The following is a 25,463-nucleotide window of genomic DNA, read 5'->3' on the forward strand; positions in this document are numbered from 1 at the left end:
ATGATGCGCGGCTATTTCCCTGCGACTTCGGCGACGCCTCCGAGCCGTTCAATCGCCTCACGGGCCACCGCACTGAAGGCGGCCACCCGGACCGTCAGCTTTCGCTCCAACCGGCCCCTGGCCAGGATCTTGATGCCGTCCCCGGCCCCGTTCGCGAGGCCCGAGGCGCGCAGCATGGCTTCATCCACCACGGCCCCGTCCTCGAAGCGATTGAGCGATTCGAGGTTCACGGGAAGGTAACGGGTTGCGTGAGCCGCATTGTTGAACCCGCGCTTGGGCAGCCGCCGGATGAGGGGCATCTGTCCCCCCTCGAAGCCGATCCGGATTGAACTGCCCGACCGCGCCGACTGGCCCTTGCCGCCGCGACCGGAGGTCTTGCCATGCCCGCTGGATTCGCCGGAGCCCAGACGTTTGCGCCGATGCTTGGCGCCCGGCCTTGGCTTGAGATTGTGAAGACGCATCATGGTCAGTCGGGTTTGGAATTCCGGGGCTCGATGCCGCGGGTCTTGAGAATCTGCTCGCGGAGCCGGAGCTGCATCAGGGCGCTCAGCGTGGCCTTTGCCACGTTGGCCGGGTTTTTGGAGCCCAGGGATTTGGAAAGCACATCCCGGATCCCCACCGACTCCACGACCGCCCGGACCGTCTTGCCGCAGATCAATCCGGTTCCCGGGCTGGCCGGACGCAACAAGACGCGGGCGCCGTCGAACTCGGCCAGCACCTCGTGGGGAATGGTGTTGTTCCGGATCGCAATCGTCAGGAGGCGTGCCTTCGCATTCTCGCCCCCCTTTCGGATCGCATCGCTGACTTCAGCCCCCTTGCCCAGGCCGATGCCCACCCGGCCCTGCCGGTCTCCGGCAACCACGAGGGCGCTGAAACTGAAGCGTCGCCCACCCTTGACCACCTTGGCGGAGCGGTTGATGAACAGGGTCTTTTCCGCGAAGCCCCCATCCCGATCGTCGGACGGCTCCGGACCGCGACGATGCGGACCCCGCATCCCCCGATGGCCATGGCCGCCATGACCCCTCGGGCCCCGGTCCGACCGTCCGGGACCGGAAGACGGGGCCTGCGGGGCCTGGGCGGGTGGCGGGGACGACGGCGACACCTGGGCCACGACGGGAGCGTCGGATGCGACCGTCTCCACTTTGGTTTCTTCAGCCACGATTTAGTTCCTCCACAATTAAAATTTGAGACCCGCCTCCCGCGCCGCGTCGGCGAGCGCCTTGACCTTGCCGTGGTACCGGGCGGCACCCCGATCGAAGACCACGGCTTCGATCCCGGCGGCCCGGGCCGCCTCGGCCGCCCGTTTCCCAGTCACCATCGCATTGCGGACATTTGCCCCCAGGGACTCCAGCACGGCGCCCTTGTCCCGGGTGCCCGCCGACGCCAGCGTCCTGCCGGCCGCATCGTCCACAAACTGCACGTAAATATGAGTTCCTGAGAACTTGACGCTCATGCGCGGCCGGGAGGCGGTGCCCACCACCTTCTTGCGGAGCCGCCAGTGGCGCAATTGCCGTCTCCGGCGCTTTTCTTCGGGTTTCATGCTTCAATGGATTGCTGATGACCGCGACCGGCCCCTCTACTGGACCGTCTTGCCCTCCTTGCGGGTGACCTTTTCCCCGGCGTACCGGACGCCCTTGCCCTTGTAGGGTTCCGGCGGGTAATAGCTGCGAATCTCGGCCGCCACACGGCCCACGAGCTCCTTGTCGGCACCCTCCACCGTCAACTTGGTGTTCTCCTCGACGGTCACCTTGATCCCGGCGGGCAGCGCATAAAGAATCGGATGGCTGAATCCAAGCGCCAGATTCACGGTGGTCCCCTGAACGGATGCCTTGAAACCGACCCCTTGAATCTCGAGCTTCTTGCTGAAGCCATCGGACACTCCGGTCACCATGTTTTGAATGATGGCGCGGGCCAGACCGTGCATGGACCTGGCCGCCCCACCGTCGCCATCCCGCTGCACGCGGACCTCGCTGCCGGACACCTCCGCGGAAGTGTGCTTCGGCAGTGAAAACTCGAGCCGGCCACGGGGACCTTCCGCAGCGACCCGGTTCGCGGAAACGGTCACCTTGACTTTGGCGGGGATGACCACCGGGGATTTTCCAATACGGGACATAGATCAGTGGGAGAGGACGGCAACGGCGTTACCAGACGTAACAGAGGACTTCACCACCCACGTTCAGTTTCCGCGCATCGGACCCGGTCACGACACCTTTTGGGGTGGACAGGACCGCAACACCCAGGCCTCCGAGGACCCTTGGGATCGAGCCGGCTCCCACATAACGGCGGAGACCGGGGGTGGAGATCTGCCGCAGACCCGTGATGGCGCTGCGCCGGCCCTGATACTTCAGTTCGAGGTGAAGTTGTTTCAGTGGGGTGCCCTCAACACGAACCGCGCTGAGGAATCCCTCCTGCTGGAGGATGCGGGCCACGGCCTCCTTGAGACGGGAGTGCGGCAGCACCAACTCCCGATGCTGGGCCATGCCGGCGTTCCGGATGCGGGTCAGGAGGTCAGAGATGGGATCGTGCATTTTCGGGAGCTTGACTTCGAATTACCAACTGGCCTTGACCACTCCCGGAATGAGCCCTGAGAGCGCCGCCTCACGGAACGTCAGCCGGGAAATGCCGTACTTGCGAAGGTAGGCGCGGCGGCGTCCGCTGAATTCGCACCGGTTCACCAGGCGGACAGGACTGGCATTCCGCGGGAGTTTGGCCAGCCCGGCGTAATCGCCGCGCGCCTTCAATTCCGCCCGGATCACCGCGTATTTCTTCACGGTCGCCGCCTTGCGCTTGTTTCGTTCCAGCCAGGATTTTTTGGCCATAGGGCGTCGTTCTATTCGGGTTACTTGGCGAAGGGCATCCCCATGAGGGAAAGGAGTTCCCGGGCTTCCTCGTCGGAGTCGGCCGTGGTCACAATGGTCACGTCCATGCCCTGCTGCCGCTTGATCTTGTCGAGTTCGATTTCCGGGAAGATGGTCTGGTCGGGGAGCCCCAACGAATACGTTCCCCGTCCGTCGAATTTCCTCGGGGACACCCCGCGGAAATCCCGGATTCGCGGGAGGGCCGCGGTGACGAGGCGGTCCAAAAACTCATACATCACCTCGCGCCGGAGCGTCACCTTGCAACCGATTGCCTGGCCCTCGCGCAGCTTGAAATTGGCGACACTCTTCTTCGCCTTCGTGATGACGGGCTTCCGGCCGGTGATCATGCCCAGTTCACGGGCCGCCTCCTCGACGGACCCCTTCTCCGCATCGGAGCGGACGCCCATGTTAAGAACGATCTTCTCAATCCGGGGGACCTGATGGAGGTTGGCGTAACCGCGGCTCGCCTTCAGGGCGGGCACGACCTCCTGGACATACTTGGTGTAAAGACGGGGTTTCATCGGGAGATCGGACATCAGGCCGGCCTGGAGGTGGCCCGTCGGGAGCGGCGTCGCTCGAACTCCGTCACGGTCATCACGTTGGAGACGTGCACCGGCCCCTCGAGCCAGAGCAATCCCCCCTGGGGATTCTGCTGGCTCTTGCGCAGGTAGTGCAGCACAGGTTTCACCAGCCGGCGCCGTTCGTCGGCATCCCTGGACCGGTCGTCAACCCCCTCAAGGACGACCGCGCCCTTTTTCCTGAGCACCTGGGTGATCTTTCCACGGCGGCCCTTGGCGGACCCCGCAATGACGACCACCTCGTCACCGCGCCGGACATGAAACCGTTGTTGAATGGGCTCGCTCATGGTGCTGGATCTCAAATGACCTCCGGGGCCAGGGAAATAATCTTCATGAAGCGCTTCTCGCGAAGCTCACGGGCGACCGGCCCGAAGATCCGGGTGCCCTTCGGATTGTTTTCCTTGTCAATGATCACGACCGCATTGCGGTCGAACCGCAGATAGGAGCCGTCGGCCCGCCGGATCGGAGCGCGGGTGCGCACCACCACGGCCGTCTGAACCTCACCCTTTTTCACGGTGCCGTCAGGCGAGGCCTCCTTGATGTGGACCTTGATGATGTCACCGACACCGGCGTACCGCTGATTGCGGCCAATCACGCCGATGGTCCACGCGACCTTGGCACCCGTGTTGTCGGCCACGTCGAGACTGGAGCGGATTTGAAGCATGATTTATCGGGGAAAAAGTGCGGCCTTCAGGCGGTCCTGACCGATCCATCCGGGTTCAGGATCTCCACCAGCCGCCATCGCTTGCTGCGGGAAAGCGGACGCGTCTCCTCGACGCGCACCAAGTCCCCGGTCTGGGCCCGTTCGCCCTCGTCGTGGGCGTACAGCTTGCTGTAGGCCGTGACCACCTTCTTGAACTGGGGATGGCGGAAGCGACGTTCCACGCGGACGACGATGGTCTTGGACATCTTGTCCGACACGACCTCGCCGACGCGCTCCTTGCGGTGGCCTCGTTGGGGGATGGAATCAACCATGGGACGGTTCAGGGAGAATTGGGGGATGCGGCTGCGACGCGGCGGATCTGCGTCAGGCGGGTCTCGCACCGCGCGATCTCGCGGCGGATCTGGCGCATGCGATGCGTCTTTTCGAGCCGTGCCGTGGCTTTCTGGATGCGCAGGTGAAACAGCTCCTGGCGCAGTTCACGGCCCTTGGCACCGAGCTCCTGCGCGGTCAGGTCCTTCAAATCGTTGTACGTCAAGTTCGCCATGGGATCAGGTGAGTTTGTGACGGACGATGAATTTGGTGGCGATCGGCAGCTTGCTGGCGGCAAGACGCATCGCCTCGCGCGCGATGCTCTCGGTGACGCCATCCACCTCGAACAGAATGCTCGCGGGGCGGATGACGGCCACCCAGGACTCGACACCGCCCTTGCCGGTTCCCATCCGCACCTCAAGCGGCTTCTTGGTGAAGCTTTTGTCCGGGAAGATTCGGATCCAGACCTTGCCCCGGCGCTTCATGAATCGGGTGATCGCCACGCGCGCCGCCTCGATCTGCTTGGCGTCCATCCAGCAGCGTTCAAGCGCCTGAAGTCCGTACTCTCCAAACGCCACACTGTTGCCGCGCGAGGCGATCCCCGTGCGACTCCCCCGCTGCATTTTGCGGTACTTGACCCTTGCCGGCATCATGGCCATACGCGTGTCTCCTCAGGCTGCCCGTTCAACGTTGGCTGCTTCACGGCGCGCCGCGGCGATGGGCGAGGCGGGCGCGGCCGTCTTGTTCTCGGACCGTTTGGTCTCCCCCTTGCAGATCCAGCACTTGACCCCGAGCTTCCCGTAGAGCGTCTGGGCCTCGGCAAAACCGTAGTCAATGTTTGCGCGAAGGGTGTGCAGCGGCACCCGGCCTTCGCGGTAGGTTTCAACCCGGGAGATTTCAGCACCCCCGAGCCGGCCCCCGCAGCGGATCTTGATGCCCTCGACCCCGTTTTCCATGGCGATCTGGAGCGCCCTCTTCATGGCACGACGGAACGAAATGCGGCGCTCGAGCTGCATGGCCACACTCTCCGCAACCAGCTGGGCATCGGTCTCCGCCTGCTTGACCTCCTGGATGTCCACGTAGACCTCCTTGCCGGTCAGTCGGGAGAGATCCTCCTTGAGCCGGTCAATCTCGGAGCCCTTGCGGCCGATGACCACCCCGGGGCGCGCCGTGAAGATCGTCACGCGGCACCGATTGGCCGCCCGCTCGATCTGGATCTTGGGAACGGCCGCGGACTCGAGCTTGCGCTTGAGCGCCTCCCGGATCCGGCGGTCCTCCCGAAGGAGCCCGGGGAAGTCGCGATGGTTGGCAAACCATTTGGAACGCCAGTCGCGCGTCACCGGCAGGCGCAGACCGATTGGATTCGTTTTCTGGCCCATAAAATCAAACCTCCGTCAAAACGATGCGCACGTGGCAATTGCGCTTGATGATCGGTCCCGCGGACCCCCGCGCCTTCGGCGTGAACCGCTTGAAGCTGGACGCCGTCTCCGCGGCCGCCCGGTGCACCACCAAACGTTCCACCTTGAGACCGTGATTGTTCTCGGCGTTGGCGATGGCGGACTGGAGCGTCTTGGCGACGACCCGGGCCGACTTGCGGGGGACGAACTGGAGGACCGCCAGCGCCTGCGCGGCGGGCAGTCCCTGCACCTGACGGGTGACTTCGCGCATCTTCTGCGCGGACATCCTGAAATTCTTGGTGATGGCCTGGACTTCCATGGGAAGGGCTTGCTATTTCGCCTCGGCCTTCGCCGTGTGCGCTCCGTGTTTCTTGAAGGTTCGGGTGAAACTGAATTCACCCAGCTTGTGGCCCACCATGTTTTCCGTGACGAAAACCGGATTGAACACCTTGCCGTTGTGAACGTTGAAGGTCAGCCCGACAAAGTCCGGGATGATCGTGGACCGGCGGGACCAGGTCTTGATCGGCGCCTTGGACTTGGCAGCCCTCGCCTTCTCCACCCGACTCAGCAGGCTGGGCTCGACAAACGGCCCCTTCTTGAGTGAACGCCCCATACGCTATTTGAGTTTCATCGGACGACCATCCCGGCGAACCAGGATGAACCGGTTGGAAATTTTCTTGCGGTTTCGGGTGCGGTAGCCTTTGGCAAGCAGACCCCATGGCGAGGTGAGGTGCTGGCGCCCGCCGCCCCCCTTGGACTTGCCCTGCCCGCCCCCATTCGGGTGATCCACCGGGTTGCGCACCATGCCGCGCGACATCGGCCGGATGCCGAGATGGCGGGCACGACCCGCCTTGCCAAGGATCACATTCTCCCACTGGGCGTTCCCCACCTGGCCGACCGTGGCCATGCAGGACTCGTGGATCTTCCGGATCTCTCCCGAGGGCAGCCGCACCTGCGCATAGCCCTCGTCCCGGGACATCAACGTGGCCGCAGCCCCGGCCGACCGGACCATCTGGGCGCCCCGACCGGGGGTCAGTTCCAGGTTGTGTATGGCGACACCCACCGGGATGTTTCCCAGTGGCAACGCGTTCCCCACCGTCGGGGGCGCCGTCGGGCCACTCATGACAGCCGTCCCCACCTGCAATCCATCCGGGCAAAGAATGTAGGTGCGCTCCTGGTCCGGATACTCAATCAGCGCGATGCGCGCGGTGCGGTTGGGATCGTACTCGATGGCAACGACCTTGGCCTCCACACCGAAACGGCGGCGCCGGAAGTCCACCGTGCGGATCTTCCGCTTGTGACCGCCGCCGCGGGCGCGGACCGTGACACGACCGTAATTATTGCGGCCGCCGGTGCCCTTTTTGGTGAACACCAGCGCTTTCTCCGGACGCGTCTTTGTTATGTCCGAGAAATCCTCCACGGTCACATAACGCGTGGAGGGCGTTAACGGTCGAAATGTTTTCACGGCAAATTTTCAGTCACGGGGCGGTGGCCCTCGTGCGCCCGGCCATCACTTCCGGTTGCTTGGGGCAACACGGTTATCGGTCGGACAATTCCGCTACGCATCCTGCGATGACGAAACGGAGCAAGAAGCCTAGAAACCACTGTCATGGCATGCAATACCTTTTTGTGAATTCTTTCAATCGTTCCGTCCGACGGGCCAATTCTCAGCCAACTCCCGGCCAACCTCCGGCCAACTCCAGGTGGAGATCGTCGTTCGAATTCCCGCGTGGGACAGCGCGAAGGCCCAATGGTTTCCGGCTTTTTTCCCCGGCGACATACAAATCCGCCAGTGGCAGTGTCTCCCTTCCCGAGGTGCCATTGAAACCGCTCGCGTGAGCCCGCTACCGACCATCGAATCCGCCTGCACCGCCCTGTACGAGGAGTCCGCCGCGCGCCTGCTCCTCTACGCCCGCAGCCTGGGCCTGTCGCATTCCGAAGCCGAGGACGTGCTCCACGAGGTGTTCGCGGCATTGCTCGCCCTGGGCCGACTGCCCGACAATCCGGTCCACTATCTGCTCCGGTCAGTTCGCAACCGGGCGATCAACCATCGCCGCTCCCTCCTGCGCCGACTGTCACGGGAGTTCGAGTCGCACCGGTGGTTCGAAGTGTCGCCGTCCGAATCCCCTCACGAGCGTGCTGCCATGAAATGCCTTGAGGCCCTCCCGCGGGAACAGCGGGAGGTGATCGTGCTGAAGATCTGGCACCGACGCACTTTTGAGGAGATTGCCGAGCTCTTGGGCCTGCCAGCCAGCACTGCGGCCGGGCGTTATCGTTACGGCATGAACCGCCTCCGAACCTGTCTTCTCCAAGAGCAACCCCAGTCTCCGCATGAACACGAACCACTCGTTGGAACAATCCCTGGCCTCTTGGACCCCGCGTAGCCCGTCCCAGAGGCTGCGCCGTCGCCTTTTTCCTCGGCGGCTGCCGCCGTCTGGGCCATCGCCCCTTTCCCGTGGATTCGCCTGGCTGGCCCCGGCACTCGGCATGGCGATGATCGTGGGATCCCTGGTGGTGGATCCAGCCTCCCGGCAGTTGCCGGTGGCCACCGGAGCGGCGACGGCCCAGATCGCAGCCCTGCATGCCGCCGCGGCGCAAAGCGCCCAGAACTCCGTTTCTCAGGCTGGTTTTGCATGGACAAATGCAGCCCGGGGGCCCTCCACTAACGATTCTTTGGGCAGCCTCAATTGAGACCGGGTTTCCCGAAGTTCCTGACCGACGAGCCCCCCTCCCATGGCGAAACCAAAATCGTCACCCGCCGCCCCCGCCGGTTCCACCAGCCCGGCTCCGAAGCCCTCCCCCACACCGGCCTCCGAGGCCGCACCCGAGGTCCGCCGGCTGTTCCGTCCCGTGGACTGGATCACCTTCGCGGTTGTCACGGCGGTGATGCTCCTGACCTACCTGCTGACCATTGCACCGGACCTGACGCTTGAGGACTCCGGCGAACTGGCGGTGGGCTCCATGTACGCCGGCGTGCCCCATCCACCGGGCTATCCGCTTTGGACCCTTTACAGCTGGGCCTTCACCAAGCTCCTGCCGTTTTCCAGCATCGCGTGGCGGGTGGCCGTGTCGTCCGCCGTCGCCGCCGCGTTCGCGGCGGGCATCGTCGGCTTGATGGTGTCGCGGGGCAGCAGCCTGATCCTCGAGAGCATTGACCTGTTCAAGGACCTGTCCCGGCGATGGGAGAACCCTCAATGCTTTGTTTCCGGATTTGTCAGCGGCCTGCTGATCGGATTCAACGGATTCATCTGGAGCCAGGCGGTGATCGTGGAGGTCTACACCCTGGCGGTGCTCACCCTGACGCTCACCCTCGTCCTGCTGATGCGCTGGAGCTACGCACCCAGCCAGCGTCGCTACCTCTACGCGGCGTTCTTCGTGTTCGGCCTTTGCTTCGCCAACCACCAGACCCTGATCGTGGGCGCGATGGGCATCGAGGTGCTGGTCGCGATGGCGGACCGGAAGCTCGGACGGGACCTGTTCCTCGGAAACGCCCTGATCTGGATGCTCGGGTTGCTGGCGCACTTCAGTGGCAAGATCCAGACGTTCACCCAAAACCCGTCCCTGCTGATCATCTTCAACCTCGTCGGCATGGGTTCCGCCCTTGCGGCCGGCTGGCTGGCGGTCCAGACGGGAACCCTGGGCAACCGGCTTCACATTGCCGCCTTCTGCGGACTGTTCTGGTTCCTGGGCGCCCTGATTTATTTCTACATGCCGGTCGCCTCGATGACCAACCCGCCCATGAACTGGGGCTATCCGCGGACTTGGGAGGGGTTCATCCATGCTTTCACACGCGGCCAGTACGAGAAAACCACCCCGACCAGCGACCCCGTCCTGCTCTTCCGGCAACTCTTCATGTACGCCGAGGGGGCCCGGGAGGAATTCAACTGGGCCAATCTCCTCATCGGACTCGTCCCCTTTGCCTTTTTGATGCGCATGCAGCGCCGCGAACGCGGGTGGATCCTGGGGCTCAGTGCCATCTACCTCTGCCTCGCCGTGCTGCTCCTGATCCTGCTCAACCCGGGCGTGGACAAACAGAACCGGGACCTGGTCAAGGTGTTCTTCACGACCTCCCACGTCCTGATCGCCCTGGGTGTCGGCTACGGCCTGTCGCTGATCGGTGCGATGATCCTGACCCAGTACGAACGCTACCGATTTCCGCTCCTGATGGGGGCCGCGGTGGCCAGCGCCTTCAATCTCTACGAGGTCGTGGGCACGTTCCATGAGACGGCCTTCACCATCCTCAGGACTGCCGCGCTGGTCAGCCTCGTCCTGTCCCTGTGCTTCCTTGCCCTGATCCTGATGCATCGAGAGCGCGCCCAACTGGCGCCGTTTCTCGCCCTCTTTGCCCTGATTCCGCTGGACTCCGCACTGTCCCATTGGGCGGACAATGAGCAGCGTCATCACTACTTCGGGTATTGGTTCGGGCACGACATGTTTGAGCCGGGAATGGACACCCCGGTGGCGCCCGCACCGCGGAAGGAGGACGGCCAACCCGTCTATTCCTCGATGGCACAGGACACCATCCTGTTCGGGGGCACCGACCCGGGGCGGTTCGCCCCCACGTACATGATCTTCGCCGACAGCTTCACGCCGCCAAAGGACAAGCTGAATCCAAAGTTCGACCGGCGGGACGTGTACATCATCACCCAGAACGCCTTGGCGGACAACACGTACCTCGACTACATCCGGGCGCACTATCAGCGCAGCGCCCAGAAGGATCCCCCGTTCTTCCAGGGCATGCTGAACGACGCCCGGTCGGCATCGCGTGGACGGACCAACCTGCTCGCCCGGATGGCCGCCCCGCTGGACCGGTACCTCTCCCACCTGGGAGCGCGCATCGAAAAGCGGCGGCGTGCCGGAAGCTCGATGTTCCGTCCCGATGACTTCACCGACTTCCCCGCACTTCAATCGCGCCTGCGGTCCGGTGACGACCCGCTTTCCGTTCACCTGCGCGATGCCCTCGGCGCCGAGGCCCTTGCCACGCCCGCCGACCTCGCGAGGGGCCTCAACCGGGTGATTGAAGGACCGTCCCTGCATGCCGTGCCCTCGAGATTCGAGGGGGTGGAACTGAGTCCGCGACTGCTTCGCTTTGCCCGGCAGGATCCACCAACCCCCAATCGGATCCGGCTCAATCGCGAACTCCTGGAGGCGGCGTACCCGGGATTGATCGCCACCAGCCTTGGCGGGCTCTATCCGGATCTGGAAATTCACATCCCAACGCCCGAGGAGGCGTCCCGCTCCTTCCAGGAGTACACCGCGGACGCCGCTCAACGGTACCCCAACCAACTGGACCCGGGCGAAGATGTCCGACTGCTTCCCGACGGCCGGGTCTCGGTGACCGGTCAGGTGGCGGTCATGGCGATCAACGGCCTGCTGACCAAGGTCATCTTTGACAAGAATCCGGACCACGAGTTTTACGTCGAGGAGAGCTTCCCGCTGAAGTGGATGCATCCCCACCTGGTGCCCTTCGGCATCATCATGAAGATCGAGCGCAACCCGGTGGACGAACTGTCCCCGGAAGTGCTGGCTGCGGACCATGAATTCTGGCGCCAGTACCTGAAGCGCTTCATCGGCGACTGGATCCAGTACGACACCCCGGTGTCGGAAGTGGCCGATTTTGCCATCCGCACCTACCAGCGCCGGGATCTCCGCGACTTCAAGGGCGACCCGAAATTCGTCCGGGATCGTCAGGCCCAGAAGGCGTTCAGCAAGCTGCGCAACGCCCAGGGCAAGAGCATCTACGGCTGGCGCGCCCAGCGCGCGCTCGACAAGCCGGAGCTGCAGCAACTCTACCTGCGTGAGGCGGAATATGCCCTGAAACAGGCGTTCGCCCTGTGCCCGTACAGTCCCGAGACGGTGTTCAACTACGCCTCGCTGCTGGCGGGCATGGGACGCTACGACGATGCGGCGCGTGTCGCCGAGACCTGTGCCAGCTTTGATCCCGACAACCTCGGGGTTCGCGACCTGGTGATCCAGCTCCGCAACCTGCGGGACACCCGCCCGCCGGCGGCGCTCAATCTGAAGGATCTTCAGGAAACGGAGCGGCGCTTCCGCGCGGAACCCACCAACGCCGACCTGGGATTTCAACTGGCCTCCAGCTACCTGCAGGCCAACCGGAGCAACACCGCGATGGAGGTGCTGGATGCCCTTCTGACGAATCCGGCCAGCGACACCCGGACGTTGATCTCGCTCGCGCAAGCCTACCAGATGATCAATCGGATTGACAAGATGGAGGACGCGCTGACGCGCTTCGCTCAAAAGTCCCCGGACAGCCCCGAGGCCTGGTTCGACCTGGCGGCGATCCTCGCCGCACAGGGCAAGCAGTTGGAGGCCCAGACCCACCTCACCACCGCGATCCGCCTCAACGATGCGCGGATGGCCCGCGATCCCAAAGCACGCAACCTGCGGGATCTTTTCCGCAATGATCCCCGGTTCGATACCGTGCGACCCTCGCTCCAACTGCCCTGAAACAGCCGCCGCCACCCGTACTGCGACGCGGAAGGATTCGGGATCGGCGAAACTCCATTCTTGGCGAGGGACCCGCCGGAACCCTACAACCCGCGGGTGGCCCTTGCCGCCTACCTGCTGACCGCGCTGATCGCGTACGTCATCGGGTCCGTGCCGACCGGTTATCTGGTGGCGCGGGCCCGGGGAGTGGACATCCGGGCCCACGGCTCCGGAAACATCGGCGCCACCAATGTGTTGAGGGTCCTCGGCAAGCCGGCAGGAATTTTTGTGCTGGTCGCGGATGCGCTCAAGGGCGCGGCGGCGGTGCTGCTGGCACCCGGAGTGTTCGGGGACTGGGTCAGCCCCGAGGAAGTTCGACTGTACCTCCCTCTCGTCTCAGGGATCGGAGCGATCCTTGGGCACACCTACACCTTCTGGCTGCGCTTCCAGGGGGGAAAGGGGGTGGCGACGTCGGCGGGAGTGCTGGCCGCACTGGTTCCGGTGGCGTTCCTCATTACCCTGGCGACCTGGATTCTGGTGATCGCGGTCAGTCGTTACGTCTCACTCGGCAGCCTGGTGGCCGCCGTGGTCCTGCCATTCGCCACCGCCTTCACGGGCGCCCATTGGCCGCGGGTGGCGCTCACCGCGACCATCGGATTGCTCGTGATCTGGCGTCACCGCGGTAATCTGCAGCGACTGCGGGCCGGCACCGAGCGCCGCCTGGGATCCCCGGCCCCTGCGAATCCCGTTCCCCCACCATGAACCTCACCATCGTCGGCGCCGGCGCCTGGGGCACTGCCCTCGGCCTCGTCCTTCATCAAAACCGTCACCAGATCACCCTCTGGGGACACGATCCGGACCACCTCGCCGAGGCGGCAAGCGCCCACGAAAACCGCCGGTACCTTCCCGGCGTGCCCCTGCCGCCCGATTGGCGGTTCGAAGCCAACCTGGCATCCGCTTTGCGCGAGGCCGAAGGGGTCATCCTCTCCGTGCCCTCCCGGGTGTTCCGCGATATTGCCAGCCATCTCGGTGGCTTCGAGGGCTTTGTCGTCAGCACCACCAAGGGTTTGGAACATTCCACAGGGCTGACGATGTCCGGTATCCTCGCGGAAACCGCCCCCCGGGCCCGCACAGCGGCGCTGTCCGGACCCTCCCTCGCCGCCGAGGTCGCCCGCAACGCCCCAACCGCGGTCGTGGTGGCCAGCGCCGATCGGGATCTCGGACTGCAGGTCCAGGCGCTGTTCCACCGGCCGACGTTCCGCGTCTATACCAGTCCGGACGTGATCGGCGTGGAGCTTGGCGGGGCGCTCAAGAACGTCATCGCCATCGCTGCAGGTGCCTGCGACGGGTTCAATTTCGGCGATAACTCGAAAGCCGCACTCGTGACTCGCGGACTCTCGGAAATGACCCGCATTGGCATCGCCTGCGGCGCCCGTCCCGAGACCTTTGCCGGCCTCAGTGGCATGGGCGATCTCACGGTCACCTGCTTCAGCAAGCTCAGTCGCAACCGGAGTTTCGGCGAATCCCTCTGCAAAGGCGTCCCTCCGGAGGAACTCCTCTCGCGACACCCTGCCGTCGTCGAAGGCTACCCGACGACCCGCAGCGCGCACGCCCTCGCCGGCCGTCTGGGACTGTCCGCGCCCATCACGGCCGAGATCCACGCCGCGCTCTTCGAGGGCAAGCACCCCCAGCAGGCGGTGGCGGACATCCTGGGACGAGGCTCGAGGGAGGAACACTGAGGTCCCATGTCCGCAGGTCACCCCCAACTCCGGTCCCATGCCCGCACCTGCGCCACGGTGCGCGTCCCCGCCACCACGGCCAACCTCGGGCCCGGCTTCGACACCCTGGGCATCGCCCTCCGCCTCTACAACCGGGCCACCGTCGTCCGCACCCCGGTTCGAGGCGTGACGCTCGAATCCCCAATGGACTACGGCGCAAAGGCCGCCGCCACCGCGATGCTGGCGGAGGCGGCCCGCTCGTTTTTCCGGGCGACGGGCGAACGTCCCTTCGGGATCACGGTGCGCCTGGAGGGCGATGTACCCATCGCCCGCGGCCTGGGATCCAGTGTCACCGCCCGGCTGGGTTGCCTCGGCGCCCTGAACCGGCTTTGCGACGATCCACTCGACCAGGACGGCCTGTTCCAGCTCGTGACCGACCTTGAGGGGCATCCGGACAACGCCGCTCCCGCGGTCTTCGGCGGGTTCACGGCTTCAGGACTGGTCGGAAACCGGGCACGCACCGTGCGGTTTCCCGTCAATCCACGCGTCCGGTTCATCACGCTCATTCCGCGCTTCGAGATCAGCACCTCCATGGCCCGAACGTTGGTGCCCGGATCCTTCTCCAAGGCCGACACCGTCCACAACCTGACCCGCGTTGCCCTCATCACCGCGGCCTTCGCCAGCGGACGACTCGATCAGCTCCGGGGGTGCTTCGACGACCGGATCCATCAACCCTATCGCCAGCAGTTGATTCCGGCGCTTGGAAAGGTGATCCGCGCGGGTGAACGCGCCGGCGCCCTCGGGGGATGGCTGAGCGGCAGCGGGTCCACCATCATCTGCCTGACCGTTGAGCGCCCGGACGCCATCGCCCGGGCGATGCACCGGGCCCTGCCGGATTCCGAGGTGCGTGTGTTGACCGCGGACCCCCACGGGCTGGCGCCGGTTTGAACCGGGGGGCTCCGGAGGGAGGCTCAATCCCGGAGCACCGCCGCCACATCGAGTCCACGAAGATCAAACAGCCGGCGGATGGTGTCCTCGATCAGGTTGTTGGGACAGCTGGCCCCGGCCGTGATGCCCACGGTGACCGGGCGTCCTGCGGGCAGCCAGTCCCGGGTCTCCAGTTCCTGGTTGATGTGCTGGTTCCAGTGCCGGATCAGGGCTCCGGACTCCATCTTGGCCGCATTCTTGATGAAGAAGGTGGGCAAGACCTTTTCACCCATCTCCGCGAGATGGGACGTGTTGGAGGAATTGTAGCCGCCAACGACGATCAGCAGGTCCATCGGCTCCTTGAGCATTTTCTCCAGGGCGTCCTGCCGGTCCTGGGTGGCACCACAGATGGTGTCAAAGACCCGGAAATGGTCTCCAAGGCTTTCGATGCCAAACTTGGACTCCATCGCCGCCCGGAACCGGCGTTGCACTTCCTCGGTTTCCCCCCGCAGCATCGTGGTCTGATTGGCAACGCCGACCGCCTGGAGGTGGATTTCGGGATCGAAACCCGGAGAATGAGCCCCGCGGAACTTCGCGAGAAATTCATCCTTGTCGCCGCCCTCCAGAATGTAGCGGCACACGTAGTCGGTCTCGCACAGGTCGAAGACCACGAGATAATGACCGGTGCCGTAGGCGGTCGCCTGGGAGGTCGTGGCCTTGGTCTCCTCGTGCTTGGCCTTGCCGTGGATGATGCTCGTCACCCCGTCCTTGCTGTACTGCCGGACCCGCTTCCAGACGCTCATCACGTCCCCGCAGGTGGTGTCCACCATCTGGCATCCAATCGCCTCCAGCTTGCGCCGCGTCGCCACCTCGGTCCCAAAGGCCGGAATCAACACCACGTCCTCCCCCGAAAGCTGCAGCCGGGCCAGTTCCTCATCGGTCGGCTTGGGGGAGATGCTCACGATGCCCATGCCGCGGATCTGGTCGTTGACCTCCGGGTTGTGGATGATTTCTCCGAGGAGGAAGATGCGCGCGGGATTGGGGAACACCTTCCGGGCCGCGTAGGCCAGATCAATCGCCCGCTCGACCCCGTAGCAGAATCCGAATTCCTTTGCGAGCTTGATGGTCAGCCCGTCATGAGTGATGCGGCCGCCGTTGGCGCGGAGCCGCTCCACCAGTTCGCTGCGGTAGTGCGCCACCACCTGCGCGGAGACCGCCTGCATCACGTCGGGACGACGCAGGTTGACCTTTCGAGCCGGGGGCGCGGGGGGTGCCGGGAACGTGGACATGGCAGCGGAAGACTAGGGGGAGCTTGGAAGAATGGAAGCGGATCCCCTCCCCGGGCAGGCCATCCGCTTCAGGAGCGGAGCCAGTCCAGGATCGCCTTTTGCGTGTGCAGCCGGTTCTCCGCCTGGGTGAAGATCGTGCCGGCATGCGCCTCGAGGGTCGCGGCGTCAATTTCCCTGCCCCGATAGGCCGGCAAACAATGCATGACGAGGACCCCGGGCCGGGCCCGCGACACCAGGGCCTCGTTGATCTGGTAGTGCGCAAGGTCCTTGAGGCGCCGGGCCGCCTCGGCCTCCTTGCCCATGGAAACCCAGACGTCGGTGTACAACAGGTCCGCTCCCTGGGCCGCCCACTCCAGATCAGGCGTGCACACCACCGTGGCCCCGTTGGGGAAGTACCAGGTGCGGGCGTTGCCGGGAGCCCCCGAGAGCGCCGGGCCGGACCGGCCCCCGGCACGTTCGAGCAGCGATCCCGCCGGCTGGTAGGCCTCCGGGGCGGCCAGCCTCAACTCAAATCCCAGGCGCGCCGCCGCAAAAATCCAGCTGGCCGGGACATTGCAGGCGGCGTCCCCCACAAACGTCACCTGGCGCCCGGCGACCGGAGCCCCTGACAACTCCTGAAAGGTGTAGAGATCGGTGAGGATCTGGCACGGATGCTCGGCGTCCGTGAGGGCATTGATCGTCGGTATGCCCGAAAATTCGGCAAACTCCTCGACATCCTGCTGCGCGTACGTGCGCACCACCGCCCCGTGAACCATGCGACCAAGGACCCTCGCGGTATCCCGGATCGGCTCGCCACGCCCCAATTGGATCTCGGACGCGTTCAGGAAGATCACGCCGGCACCCAACTCGCGAAGCCCCACCTCAAAACTCACGCGCGTGCGCGTGGACGACTTGCTGAACAGCATCGCCCAGGTCTGCCCGGCGAGCGGGCGCCCATGCGCCGTGCGGCTTCGCTTGAACGCGGGGACGCGTGCGATGATGGACTCGATCGCCTCGCGGGACAGGGATTCCAGGCTCAACAGATGTTTCATCAGGCAACGCTTCGGAGGAGCAGGCCAAAGGGGCATCGTGACGGAGCGTCCTTGCGTTTGTGAACAGAAAAAGCGCCATCTTCGGCCACGGGGTCACGATGCCGTGACGTCGGAGCCGCGCTCCGCGGCGACCGCGTCCAGAAACCGGCGCATCTTTCCCGCGTCCTTGCGGCCCGGCGCCCGTTCGACCCCGCTCGACACATCCACTGCAAAGGGGCGCACCTGCCGGATTGCCCGGGCCACGTTCGCCGGATCGAGGCCTCCGGCCAGGATCAGAGGGATTCCAAACTCGTGCGCACGCGCTCCGAGATCCCAATCGAACCGCGCCCCCGTGCCGCCGTGAACGCCCGGCACCCAGGCGTCCAGCAGGATGGCATCCACCGATCCGCGGTATCCCGCAACCAGCCCCAACGTCTCCGCCCCCCGAACCCGCAGCGCCTTGATCACCCGGAACCGGCCCCGGAACGCCCCACAGTAGTCCGGGGATTCGGCACCATGAAACTGGACCGTGTCGAGGCCCGATTCGAGGAGGATCCCCCGCGCGACGTCCGCGGCCGCATCCACAAAGAGTCCGACACGCGCGACGAATGGGGGCAGGGATTGCGCCATGGACGCCACGGACGCCACCGACACCTGGCGCGGCGACCCGGCGGCAAAGACAAACCCGAGCGCATCAGCACCCGCGGAGACCGCGGCGCACGCGTCGCCCGGATCCGTCAGACCGCAGATCTTCACCCGCGTTCGCGCCTCGGAGGCTTCCATCACCCGTGGTTGAGCTCAGGGCAGCGCCGAGATTTCCAGCATGCGCTCCACAGACCGGCGCGCGCGAAGCGCCACGTCGTCGGGAAGCTCCACCCGGGGCTCCAGCCGGGCCAGGCAGTCGTGGAGCTTCTCCAGCGTATTCAGCTTCATGAACCGGCATTCGTTGCACGCGCAACGCTCGGTGGGCGCGGGAATAAACGTCTTGCCCGGACACTCCCGCCGGAGGCGGTGCAGCATCCCGGCTTCCGTGGCAATGATGAAGTGCGTGGCGGGCGACGCCCGGCAGTACGTCACCATCTTCTCGGTGGAACAGACCTCGTCGGCCAGCATCCGCACGGCGCGGGTGCATTCCGGATGGGCGACAATGGGTGCCCCGGGATGCTCCCGGCGGATCCGAGCGATGGCGGCGTGGGTCCACTCGACGTGCACGTAGCAGTTGCCCTTCCAGAGGGTCATCGGGCGTCCGGTCTGTTCCATCACCCAGCCGCCCAGGTTCTCGTCGGGTACAAACAACAGATCCCGGTCCGCCGGCGCGTGCCTCACAACCTTGGCGGCATTGCCGCTGGTGCAGATGCAGTCGCTCAACGCCTTCACCGCCGCCGAGCAATTGATGTAGGCGATCGTGTAGAAGTTGGGATTGGTCGCCTGCAATTCCGCCAGGCGGTCCGCCGGACAGCTCTCCTCCAGGGAACAACCCGCATCCCGGTCGGGCAGCACCACGACCTTTCCCGGGTTCAGAATCTTCGCCGTCTCCGCCATGAAATGCACACCGCAGAAGGCGATGACATCCGCCGGAGTCCTGGCGGCATGCTGGGCCAGCCCCAGGGAATCACCCACGTAGTCCGCAACGTCCTGAATCTCCGGCACCTGGTAGTTGTGGGCCAGGATCACGGCATTGTGGCGACGCTTGAGTTCAAGGATATCCCGTGACAGGGCATCCAGGCCTGCGGGCGGGCTCTGCGAACGAATCCCCGCCGCCTGCACCTCGGGTGCGTTGAACATGGCCCATCGTAAGGCGTCGGGATGCCACGCCGAAAGGGGGAAATTCGCCCGGAATCGCCGGCCACCCACCCCCGGTGTCACGCGTGTGTCACGGACCGGTCTGGATTCCGTCACCGAAATGTCGGAGTCTGGTGGGGCCGTGTTGACCATCAGAACTCAACTGCAGTGGATGCTGCTCGTGGTCCTTTCGGGATGGGGTCCGACCGAATGCGCCCGGGCGGGAAGCATCACGATCAAGGGGTCCGATACCATGGTCGTCCTGACCCAGAAGTGGGCGGAAACCTTCATGAAGGGGCGGCCTGGTGTGACCATCCAGGTCAACGGTGGCGGCACCGGAACCGGACTGGCCGCCCTCCAGAACCGGTCCACCGACATCTGCAACGCTTCGCGGCGGATCCGGGCCCGGGAGAAGGAGAATTGCCTCAAGGCGTTCCACAAGCTGCCCGCCGAATACCGCGTCGCCATGGATGGGCTCCACGTCTATGTGAATCATCAAAATCCGATCAAGGCGATCACGCTCCCGGAACTCGCCGGAATCTTCGTCGGGACCATCACCAACTGGAGCACGCTCGGAGGGACCGACGCACCCATCACCATTTACAGCCGGGAAAACAGCTCCGGCACTTACGAATTCTTCAAGGAACGGGTGCTTCAGGGACGGGATTTCGGGTCCGCGGTCCAAACCCTCCAGGGCACCGCCCAGGTGCTCGAAGCGGTGGCCCAGGACCCGCTCGGCATCGGATACGGCGGCGCGTCCTTTGGCCTGGGCGCCCGCCACCTCCGCGTGGCCCGCGACGCCGCTTCCGAGGCGGTGGAGCCCTCCGAAAGCACGGTGGCCTCGGGGGCCTACCCGATTTCGAGATTTCTGTACTGCTACGTGAACCCGGATCTCGACCACGGGGAGGTCGCCGCGTACTTGAAATGGATCCGGGGTGACGAGGGGCAATCCATCGTTCGAAGCCTCGGCTATTATCCATTGCCCGCGGACCACCGGACCCGCTGACCGTTTCCCCCCGTCATGCCTCCCTGCACCGACCCGAACCCTCCGCAGGCGGCCCCAAGAGGCAGGCCGCGCGTCCGGTATGGGGAATGGATCGCGGAACGCCTCATCGCCGCGGTCGCGCTGTCCACCATCGGCGTCGTCTTCCTGATCTTCCTGTTCGTCGCGCGCGAGACCCTGCCGCTCCTCCTCGGCAGGACGAACAGCGCATTGATCCAGGAGGTCATCCCGGTATCGGAGATGGACCGCACGCCGCCCGAGACGCTGCGGCGTTACCTGGGGCTGTCACGGGCCCGGTGGGAGGCGATGGATCCGGCCGTTGTGCGGGCCATCATGGTCACGCGCGAAGAGGCCCTCGAGGAGATCCCGGCACCGTTCCGTGACGATCCCGATGCCCGCATCAATACGGTGGGGTGGCGGCATCTGCTGCTTCCGCATGCATGGACCGGCTACGACCGCCCGGCCTTCATCTGGCAGCCGGTCGGCACCGTCTCCAAGTTCAATCTGGTGCCCCTCATGGCCGGAAGTCTCAAGGTCACGCTGATCGGACTCCTCTTCGCGGTCCCGGTATCCCTCGCGGCGGCGCTGTTCGTCAGCCAGCTCGCACCACCACGGCTGCGCGAGTGGGTCAAGCCCGGGATCGAGCTGCTCTCCGGCATCCCGTCGGTGGTGATGGGGGTGTTCGCGTTGATGGTCCTGGCGTCGGTGCTGCAACGCCTGTTGGGGTATCCCTACCGGATGAACGCCTTTGTGGCGGGAATCGCGCTGGGGTTGACTGCGGTGCCGCTGATCTTCTCCATCGCCGAGGATGCGCTCACGGCCGTGCCCGGGAGCTACGCCCAGGCCGCGCTCGCTCTGGGCGCATCGCGGTGGGATACCGCCTGGCAGATTGTGCTGCCGGCGGCGGCACCCGGCGTGCTCGCGGCGGTGGTGCTGGGGTTTGGACGCTGCATCGGCGAAACCATGGTGGTGCTGATGGTGAGCGGCAATGCCAGCCAGTTGTCCTGGAGCCTCTTCGACTCCACCCGCTCCCTGACGGCAACCATCGCCGCGGAAATGGCGGAGGCCGTTTCGGGGGGCCCCCACTATCAGGTCCTCTTCCTCCTGGGAACGCTGCTGTTCGCCGTCACGTTCCTCACGAATCTTGCCGGAGCGCTGTTCATCCAGCGCCTCAGGACCCGCCTGGAGGGTGGCGGATGAGCCACGCGGCACCGCGCATGGCGGTCGCTGTCGGACGCCTCGGTCCCGCGGCGACCGGATTCGCCACCGCCCTGTTGCTGGTGGTCCTCGCGATCATTCTGGGCACGGTCGTGCTGCAGGGCCTGCCCGCCCTGTCGTGGCGCTTCGTCGCCTCGATGCCGCGGCGGGACTTCTTCGACATGGAATCGGCCGCGGTGCTGCCCATGATTGTGGGCACCACCGTGCGGGTCCTGGTGATGACGGTCTTCGTGATGCCCGTCGGCGTGATCACCGCAGTCTACCTTTCCGAGTACGCCCGCGCGGCCTCGCCGTGGACCCGTGCGGTCCGGGTTGCCATCAACAATCTTGCCGGCGTGCCTTCCATCGTGTTCGGACTCTTCGGCCTCGGCTTCTTCATCAACTTTCTGGGCCGGGGTCTCGACGGCCTGACCGGGAGCACCGGACCGGTGTGGGGCCAGCCTTCCCTGTTCTGGGCCTCGCTGACTCTGGCGGTCATGACGCTGCCGGTCGTCATTGTTGCCACCGAGGAGGCGCTGCGCACGATTCCCTCGGGGCTCAGGGAGGCGAGCCTGGCCCTCGGGGCGACCCGTCTCGAGACGGTGATCTCGGTCGTCGTGCCCAATGCCCTGCCCGGTATCCTGACCGGGGGCATCCTCGCGATCAGCCGGGCCGCGGGCGAGGTCGCTCCAATCCTATTCACCGGCGCCGCCTACTACACCGCGCGGCTGCCCACACGGCTCACCGACCAGTTCATGGACCTCGGATACCACAGCTACGTGCTGGCCACCCAGTCTCCCAACATTGAGAAAACCCGCCCCATCCTCTTCGCCACGGTGCTGGTGTTGCTGGCGCTGACGTTCTCACTGAACGTCCTCGCCATCGTCGTCCGGGCCCGGTTGCGCCGCCACCTCCGACAGGTCCTGTGATCCCGTCCCCGCCCATGCCCCGTCCCCTTGCTCCAGTCCCCTCCGCCGCTTCCGCAGCGGGATCCCCCGACCCGGGACTCCCGGGTCCGGCCGCCATCGAAACGCGGGACCTCTCCCTGCATTACGGGGCCACGAAGGCCCTCGACCGCATCTCGATCTGCATCCCCGAGCGGCAGGTCACCGCGTTTATCGGCCCCTCCGGATGCGGCAAATCCTCGCTCCTGCGCTGCTTCAACCGGATGAATGATTTGATCGAAAATGTCCGGACCTCCGGTCGGTGCGAGGTGGCGGGACAGGACATTCTCGGTCCGGATGTGGATGTCATCGGGCTCCGCAAGCGCGTCGGCATGGTCTTCCAGCGCTCCAATCCCTTTCCAAAGAGCATTCATGGGAACATTGCGTACGCGCTCGGGATCCATGGGATTCGCGACCGGCAGGCGGTGGACGAGGCCGTGGAGCGCTCCCTGCGGGCGGCGGCGCTTTGGGATGAGGTCAAGGACCGTCTCAGCGAAAGCGCGCTTCGCCTGTCCGGTGGCCAGCAACAGCGACTGTGCATCGCACGCGCCATCGCCATCCAGCCTCGCATCCTCCTGATGGATGAGCCGGCGTCGGCACTGGATCCGGTCGCGACCACCCGGATCGAGGAGCTCATCCTGGAGTTGAAGCGCGACTACACCATCGTGATTGTGACCCACAACATGCAACAGGCGACACGGATCTCGGATCACGCCGCCTTCTTCTACTTTGGCCGGCTGATCGAATACGGCACCGCCACCCGGATTTTCACCTGTCCGGAGCGCAAGGAGACGGAGGATTACGTCACGGGCCGGTTCGGATGAGCCGGGGTGGCACCCGCCCGCACCTTCCCCTTTCGCTCCCGCCCCCGCCTGGTGCAACCTCCCGGAACCCATGGGTGCACAATGGAAACAGGCGGGCCGCGAGGCCGCCGCTCACAAGAAGGGTCAGGTCGTTGGCAAGATGGTCCGCGAGATCATGATCGCCGCCAAGATCGGTGGCGCCGACCCCGACCTCAACGCGCGCCTCCATGTCGCGGTGGACAAGGCCCGCAAAGCCAGCGTCACCCGGGACACCATCGAGCGCGCCATCAAAAAGGGCGCGGGATTGCTCGACGAGAAGGTGGAATACGAAACGGTGCTGTATGAGGGCTTTGCACCCCACAAGGTCCCGGTGATCGTGGAATGCCTGACCGACAACCGGAATCGAACGGCTCCGGACATCCGGCATCTCTTCAGCAAGGGCGGACAGCTTGGCCAACCGGGATCCATGGGCTTCTTTTTTGATCATCTCGGGGTGGTCGAGGCCACCCACGCAGACCTGGGCCGGGACCCGGAGGCCGACGCCATCGAGGCCGGCGCTGAAAATCTCGAGTCGCTGGAGACTGCGGAGATTCCAGAAGGGGTGCGGGGGACCCGCTTCTTCACGAACCTCAGGCAGCTCACCCAGGTGAGCAAATGGCTCAAGGAGAACGGCTGGACCATCCTCGCCAGCGAGATGCGGTTTGTGGCCAGGAATCCCGTGGACCTGCCACCGAAGGAACGGGAGGCCGTGGTGGAGTTCCTCCACGCGCTCGATGACCACGACGACGTCCATCAGGTGTTTGCCGGCCTGAAATAGTCCGCGCCTCCGATCGTCCGCACCACCGGCACGGGACGCCCGTTCGGGAATCCTGGACCGCCGGGCGGCGTGGACACCGGCGACACCCGCGTCCGCGACCGGACTGCGGGCAATCCGCCGCTTGCGGGTCCCGGCAAACCACGGCCTTCATTTCTGGAAATGCCCCCGGTACCGACCACCGTCCGGATGCTGCGGACCGTTGCCATCCCCACCCTCGTCTTCATTGCGCTGCTCTCGACGGGAGTTGTGCAGCCGTCCCTGTGGAACCTGTCCGCCGGGCCCGACGACAGCCCTGCGGTGGTATGGCGGGCCCGGGCTTATTGCATCGCACTCTGGCTGGTCGGAGCCCTGATGGCGCAGCGCTGGGTCTGCCTGGTGTTCCTCGACGGGCTCGCGACCCGCGCCGCCGGCAAGCCCCTCCCGAAAATCCTCAAGGACGTGCTCGCCATTGTCTTCCTGGCGGCGGCCATGGCGGGCATTTTGGTGACGGTCTTCGAGCAATCCATGGCGGGCTTCTGGGCGGCCTCGGGGGTCTTCGGCCTCGTACTCGGCATCGCCCTCCGCCCCATCATTCTCGATTTCTTTTCGGGGCTTGGTGCGAATCTGGAGGGCGCCTACTCGATTGGAGACTGGATTTCCGTCGCCGGGGACGAAGGCGAGCCGATCCGCGGATGGATCGAGCAAATCAACTGGAGAACGCTGCGACTGCGGACGCGGGACGGCTTCATCGTCCTGCTCCCCAACAGCCGCCTCGCCACCAGCGCCGTGACCAATCATGCCATCCCCCATCCGGCGAGCCGGTTTCAGATCCGCCTCCGGCTGGATTCCGAGGTTCCGGCAAACCGGGCCCTGCGCATCTTGATTTCCGCCGTCAACGCCGCCACGACGCTTCCGGACGGACCGCGCCGCCACCCGTCACCGGAGGCCCTCATCACCGACGCCTCGGGCGAGGGGATCGAGTACATGGTCCGTTTCTGGTTTGATCCCGGGGAAATTTCCCCGGACACCGTCACGCACGTCGTTTGGAAGTGCGTGATCGAACACCTCTCCAAGGCGGGGCTCACATTTGCCCACCCCAGAAACAACGTCTTCCTCGGGCGGTTACCACGCATTGCGGGCGGACTTCACCAAGTGGAGGACCGCCTGGCATTCCTCCGCCGCGTCGAACTGTTTCACAACTTTCCCGAGGCCAGCCTCCACCGACTGGCCGCTGAGGTGCGCCTGCGCTGTGTCCGACCGGCCCATGTCCTCGTGCGCGCCGGCGATCCTGGTGATTCCATGTTCCTGGTGGCCGAAGGAACCCTGAGAGTGCTGGGTTCAAGGGGTTCGTCCCCGAACCCCGTCGAACTGGCCGTCCTCCAACCGGGCGACGTATTCGGGGAACGATCCCTGCTCACCGGTGAACCGCGAAGTGCCTCGGTTGCCGCCATCACCGAATGCATCCTCCTCGAAATCCACAGGGAGGCCCTCCAGTTGCTGACGAGCAGCGAACCGGCCCTGCTCAAACTCCTGGAACAGACCATTGCCGGCCGCGAACAGGCGAATCAACAACGCACCGGGGCGTTGGATGCAGCTGACGCCATTCCGCCGTCGCCATCCCGCGCCCAGACCTTCATTGCCCGCATGCGGTCACTGTTTGCGGGCGAGACTCCCGGCAGATCCGGGTCCTGACCCGCCAAGCGGGCCCCGCGGCGAGAGTGGCGCAACCGGCCCCGATCAC

Annotated in this window: 32 protein-coding genes; 12 read left to right on the forward strand and 20 right to left on the reverse strand. The window is 65.3% G+C overall.

Annotated elements, in window-relative coordinates:
* Positions 1-11: 11 nt before the first annotated feature.
* The 16 genes from rplO to rplB form a co-directional block, all read right to left on the reverse strand.
* Positions 12-461: a 50S ribosomal protein L15 gene (gene rplO, locus KF791_10455; protein ID MBX3733003.1), complete on the reverse strand. Its 450-nt coding sequence runs from the start codon at positions 459-461 to the stop codon at positions 12-14.
* 5 nt (positions 462-466) lie between these two features.
* Positions 467-994: a 30S ribosomal protein S5 gene (rpsE, locus tag KF791_10460; protein MBX3733004.1), complete on the reverse strand. Its 528-nt coding sequence runs from the start codon at positions 992-994 to the stop codon at positions 467-469.
* 183 nt (positions 995-1,177) lie between these two features.
* Positions 1,178-1,540, reverse strand: a complete 363-nt coding sequence (gene rplR / locus KF791_10465; protein ID MBX3733005.1) for a 50S ribosomal protein L18 — start codon at positions 1,538-1,540, stop codon at positions 1,178-1,180.
* Between the two features lie 36 nt (positions 1,541-1,576).
* Positions 1,577-2,113: a 50S ribosomal protein L6 gene (gene rplF, locus KF791_10470; GenBank protein MBX3733006.1), complete on the reverse strand. Its 537-nt coding sequence runs from the start codon at positions 2,111-2,113 to the stop codon at positions 1,577-1,579.
* Positions 2,114-2,141: 28 nt separating this feature from the next.
* Entirely contained in the window at positions 2,142-2,528 is a 387-nt protein-coding gene (rpsH, locus tag KF791_10475) for a 30S ribosomal protein S8 (GenBank protein MBX3733007.1), read from the reverse strand.
* A gap of 21 nt (positions 2,529-2,549) precedes the next feature.
* A complete protein-coding gene (gene rpsN / locus KF791_10480; protein ID MBX3733008.1) occupies positions 2,550-2,819 on the reverse strand; it encodes a 30S ribosomal protein S14 in 270 nt (89 codons plus the stop codon).
* Positions 2,820-2,839: 20 nt separating this feature from the next.
* The gene (gene rplE / locus KF791_10485) at positions 2,840-3,379 is read right to left on the reverse strand and encodes a 50S ribosomal protein L5 (protein ID MBX3733009.1); all 540 of its coding nucleotides are present in this window, start codon (positions 3,377-3,379) and stop codon (positions 2,840-2,842) included.
* Between the two features lie 14 nt (positions 3,380-3,393).
* Positions 3,394-3,711 (reverse strand): 50S ribosomal protein L24, encoded by a 318-nt coding sequence (rplX, locus tag KF791_10490; GenBank protein MBX3733010.1) that lies wholly within the window; start codon positions 3,709-3,711, stop codon positions 3,394-3,396.
* A 23-nt stretch (positions 3,712-3,734) separates the two neighbouring features.
* Complete coding sequence (gene rplN / locus KF791_10495; protein MBX3733011.1) at positions 3,735-4,100, reverse strand: 50S ribosomal protein L14; 366 nt, start codon at positions 4,098-4,100, stop codon at positions 3,735-3,737.
* 26 nt (positions 4,101-4,126) lie between these two features.
* Complete coding sequence (gene rpsQ / locus KF791_10500) at positions 4,127-4,411, reverse strand: 30S ribosomal protein S17 (GenBank protein MBX3733012.1); 285 nt, start codon at positions 4,409-4,411, stop codon at positions 4,127-4,129.
* A gap of 8 nt (positions 4,412-4,419) precedes the next feature.
* Positions 4,420-4,635, reverse strand: a complete 216-nt coding sequence (gene rpmC, locus KF791_10505) for a 50S ribosomal protein L29 (GenBank protein ID MBX3733013.1) — start codon at positions 4,633-4,635, stop codon at positions 4,420-4,422.
* A 13-nt stretch (positions 4,636-4,648) separates the two neighbouring features.
* Positions 4,649-5,068 (reverse strand): 50S ribosomal protein L16, encoded by a 420-nt coding sequence (gene rplP / locus KF791_10510; GenBank protein ID MBX3733014.1) that lies wholly within the window; start codon positions 5,066-5,068, stop codon positions 4,649-4,651.
* Positions 5,069-5,080: 12 nt separating this feature from the next.
* On the reverse strand, positions 5,081-5,788 hold the full coding sequence (gene rpsC, locus KF791_10515; protein MBX3733015.1) for a 30S ribosomal protein S3: 708 nt from the start codon (positions 5,786-5,788) through the stop codon (positions 5,081-5,083).
* A 4-nt stretch (positions 5,789-5,792) separates the two neighbouring features.
* A complete protein-coding gene (gene rplV, locus KF791_10520) occupies positions 5,793-6,125 on the reverse strand; it encodes a 50S ribosomal protein L22 (protein ID MBX3733016.1) in 333 nt (110 codons plus the stop codon).
* A gap of 12 nt (positions 6,126-6,137) precedes the next feature.
* On the reverse strand, positions 6,138-6,419 hold the full coding sequence (rpsS, locus tag KF791_10525; GenBank protein MBX3733017.1) for a 30S ribosomal protein S19: 282 nt from the start codon (positions 6,417-6,419) through the stop codon (positions 6,138-6,140).
* 3 nt (positions 6,420-6,422) lie between these two features.
* Positions 6,423-7,271 carry a 50S ribosomal protein L2 gene (gene rplB / locus KF791_10530; GenBank protein MBX3733018.1) on the reverse strand — a complete coding sequence of 283 codons (849 nt, stop codon included), beginning with the start codon at positions 7,269-7,271 and terminating at the stop codon, positions 6,423-6,425.
* A gap of 370 nt (positions 7,272-7,641) precedes the next feature.
* Between rplB and KF791_10535 the strand changes: the two genes are divergently transcribed.
* The 6 genes from KF791_10535 (at position 7,642) to thrB (ending at position 14,919) form a co-directional block, all read left to right on the forward strand.
* A complete protein-coding gene (locus tag KF791_10535) occupies positions 7,642-8,190 on the forward strand; it encodes a sigma-70 family RNA polymerase sigma factor (protein MBX3733019.1) in 549 nt (182 codons plus the stop codon).
* Between the two features lie 109 nt (positions 8,191-8,299).
* Positions 8,300-8,497: a hypothetical protein gene (locus tag KF791_10540; protein MBX3733020.1), complete on the forward strand. Its 198-nt coding sequence runs from the start codon at positions 8,300-8,302 to the stop codon at positions 8,495-8,497.
* Between the two features lie 42 nt (positions 8,498-8,539).
* Positions 8,540-12,274: a DUF2723 domain-containing protein gene (locus KF791_10545; protein MBX3733021.1), complete on the forward strand. Its 3,735-nt coding sequence runs from the start codon at positions 8,540-8,542 to the stop codon at positions 12,272-12,274.
* A 114-nt stretch (positions 12,275-12,388) separates the two neighbouring features.
* Positions 12,389-13,015 (forward strand): glycerol-3-phosphate 1-O-acyltransferase PlsY, encoded by a 627-nt coding sequence (gene plsY / locus KF791_10550; GenBank protein MBX3733022.1) that lies wholly within the window; start codon positions 12,389-12,391, stop codon positions 13,013-13,015.
* The gene (locus KF791_10555; GenBank protein ID MBX3733023.1) at positions 13,012-13,992 is read left to right on the forward strand and encodes an NAD(P)-dependent glycerol-3-phosphate dehydrogenase; all 981 of its coding nucleotides are present in this window, start codon (positions 13,012-13,014) and stop codon (positions 13,990-13,992) included. Before plsY ends, KF791_10555 begins: the two co-directional genes overlap by 4 nt.
* A gap of 6 nt (positions 13,993-13,998) precedes the next feature.
* On the forward strand, positions 13,999-14,919 hold the full coding sequence (gene thrB / locus KF791_10560; GenBank protein ID MBX3733024.1) for a homoserine kinase: 921 nt from the start codon (positions 13,999-14,001) through the stop codon (positions 14,917-14,919).
* Positions 14,920-14,942: 23 nt separating this feature from the next.
* Here the strand turns inward: thrB and KF791_10565 are convergent, their stop codons facing one another.
* From KF791_10565 to nadA, 4 genes are all read right to left on the reverse strand, one after another.
* Entirely contained in the window at positions 14,943-16,187 is a 1,245-nt protein-coding gene (locus KF791_10565) for a 4-hydroxy-3-methylbut-2-enyl diphosphate reductase (GenBank protein MBX3733025.1), read from the reverse strand.
* A 68-nt stretch (positions 16,188-16,255) separates the two neighbouring features.
* Entirely contained in the window at positions 16,256-17,218 is a 963-nt protein-coding gene (gene argF, locus KF791_10570; GenBank protein MBX3733026.1) for an ornithine carbamoyltransferase, read from the reverse strand.
* Positions 17,219-17,311: 93 nt separating this feature from the next.
* Positions 17,312-17,980, reverse strand: coding sequence for a phosphoribosylanthranilate isomerase (locus tag KF791_10575; protein ID MBX3733027.1), 669 nt, complete (start codon positions 17,978-17,980; stop codon positions 17,312-17,314).
* A 15-nt stretch (positions 17,981-17,995) separates the two neighbouring features.
* Entirely contained in the window at positions 17,996-18,982 is a 987-nt protein-coding gene (gene nadA, locus KF791_10580) for a quinolinate synthase NadA (GenBank protein MBX3733028.1), read from the reverse strand.
* Positions 18,983-19,151: 169 nt separating this feature from the next.
* Between nadA and KF791_10585 the strand changes: the two genes are divergently transcribed.
* The 6 genes from KF791_10585 (at position 19,152) to KF791_10610 (ending at position 25,414) form a co-directional block, all read left to right on the forward strand.
* Positions 19,152-19,985: a PstS family phosphate ABC transporter substrate-binding protein gene (locus tag KF791_10585; protein MBX3733029.1), complete on the forward strand. Its 834-nt coding sequence runs from the start codon at positions 19,152-19,154 to the stop codon at positions 19,983-19,985.
* A gap of 237 nt (positions 19,986-20,222) precedes the next feature.
* Positions 20,223-21,182 carry a phosphate ABC transporter permease subunit PstC gene (pstC, locus tag KF791_10590; protein MBX3733030.1) on the forward strand — a complete coding sequence of 320 codons (960 nt, stop codon included), beginning with the start codon at positions 20,223-20,225 and terminating at the stop codon, positions 21,180-21,182.
* A gap of 17 nt (positions 21,183-21,199) precedes the next feature.
* The gene (pstA, locus tag KF791_10595) at positions 21,200-22,108 is read left to right on the forward strand and encodes a phosphate ABC transporter permease PstA (GenBank protein MBX3733031.1); all 909 of its coding nucleotides are present in this window, start codon (positions 21,200-21,202) and stop codon (positions 22,106-22,108) included.
* Between the two features lie 14 nt (positions 22,109-22,122).
* Entirely contained in the window at positions 22,123-22,947 is an 825-nt protein-coding gene (gene pstB / locus KF791_10600; GenBank protein ID MBX3733032.1) for a phosphate ABC transporter ATP-binding protein, read from the forward strand.
* 70 nt (positions 22,948-23,017) lie between these two features.
* Positions 23,018-23,743 (forward strand): YebC/PmpR family DNA-binding transcriptional regulator, encoded by a 726-nt coding sequence (locus KF791_10605; protein ID MBX3733033.1) that lies wholly within the window; start codon positions 23,018-23,020, stop codon positions 23,741-23,743.
* Between the two features lie 159 nt (positions 23,744-23,902).
* Positions 23,903-25,414 (forward strand): mechanosensitive ion channel family protein, encoded by a 1,512-nt coding sequence (locus tag KF791_10610; protein ID MBX3733034.1) that lies wholly within the window; start codon positions 23,903-23,905, stop codon positions 25,412-25,414.
* Positions 25,415-25,463 lie beyond the last annotated feature (49 nt).

The organism is Verrucomicrobiia bacterium (genome assembly GCA_019634635.1).
Classification (GTDB): Bacteria; Verrucomicrobiota; Verrucomicrobiia; order Limisphaerales; family UBA9464; genus UBA9464.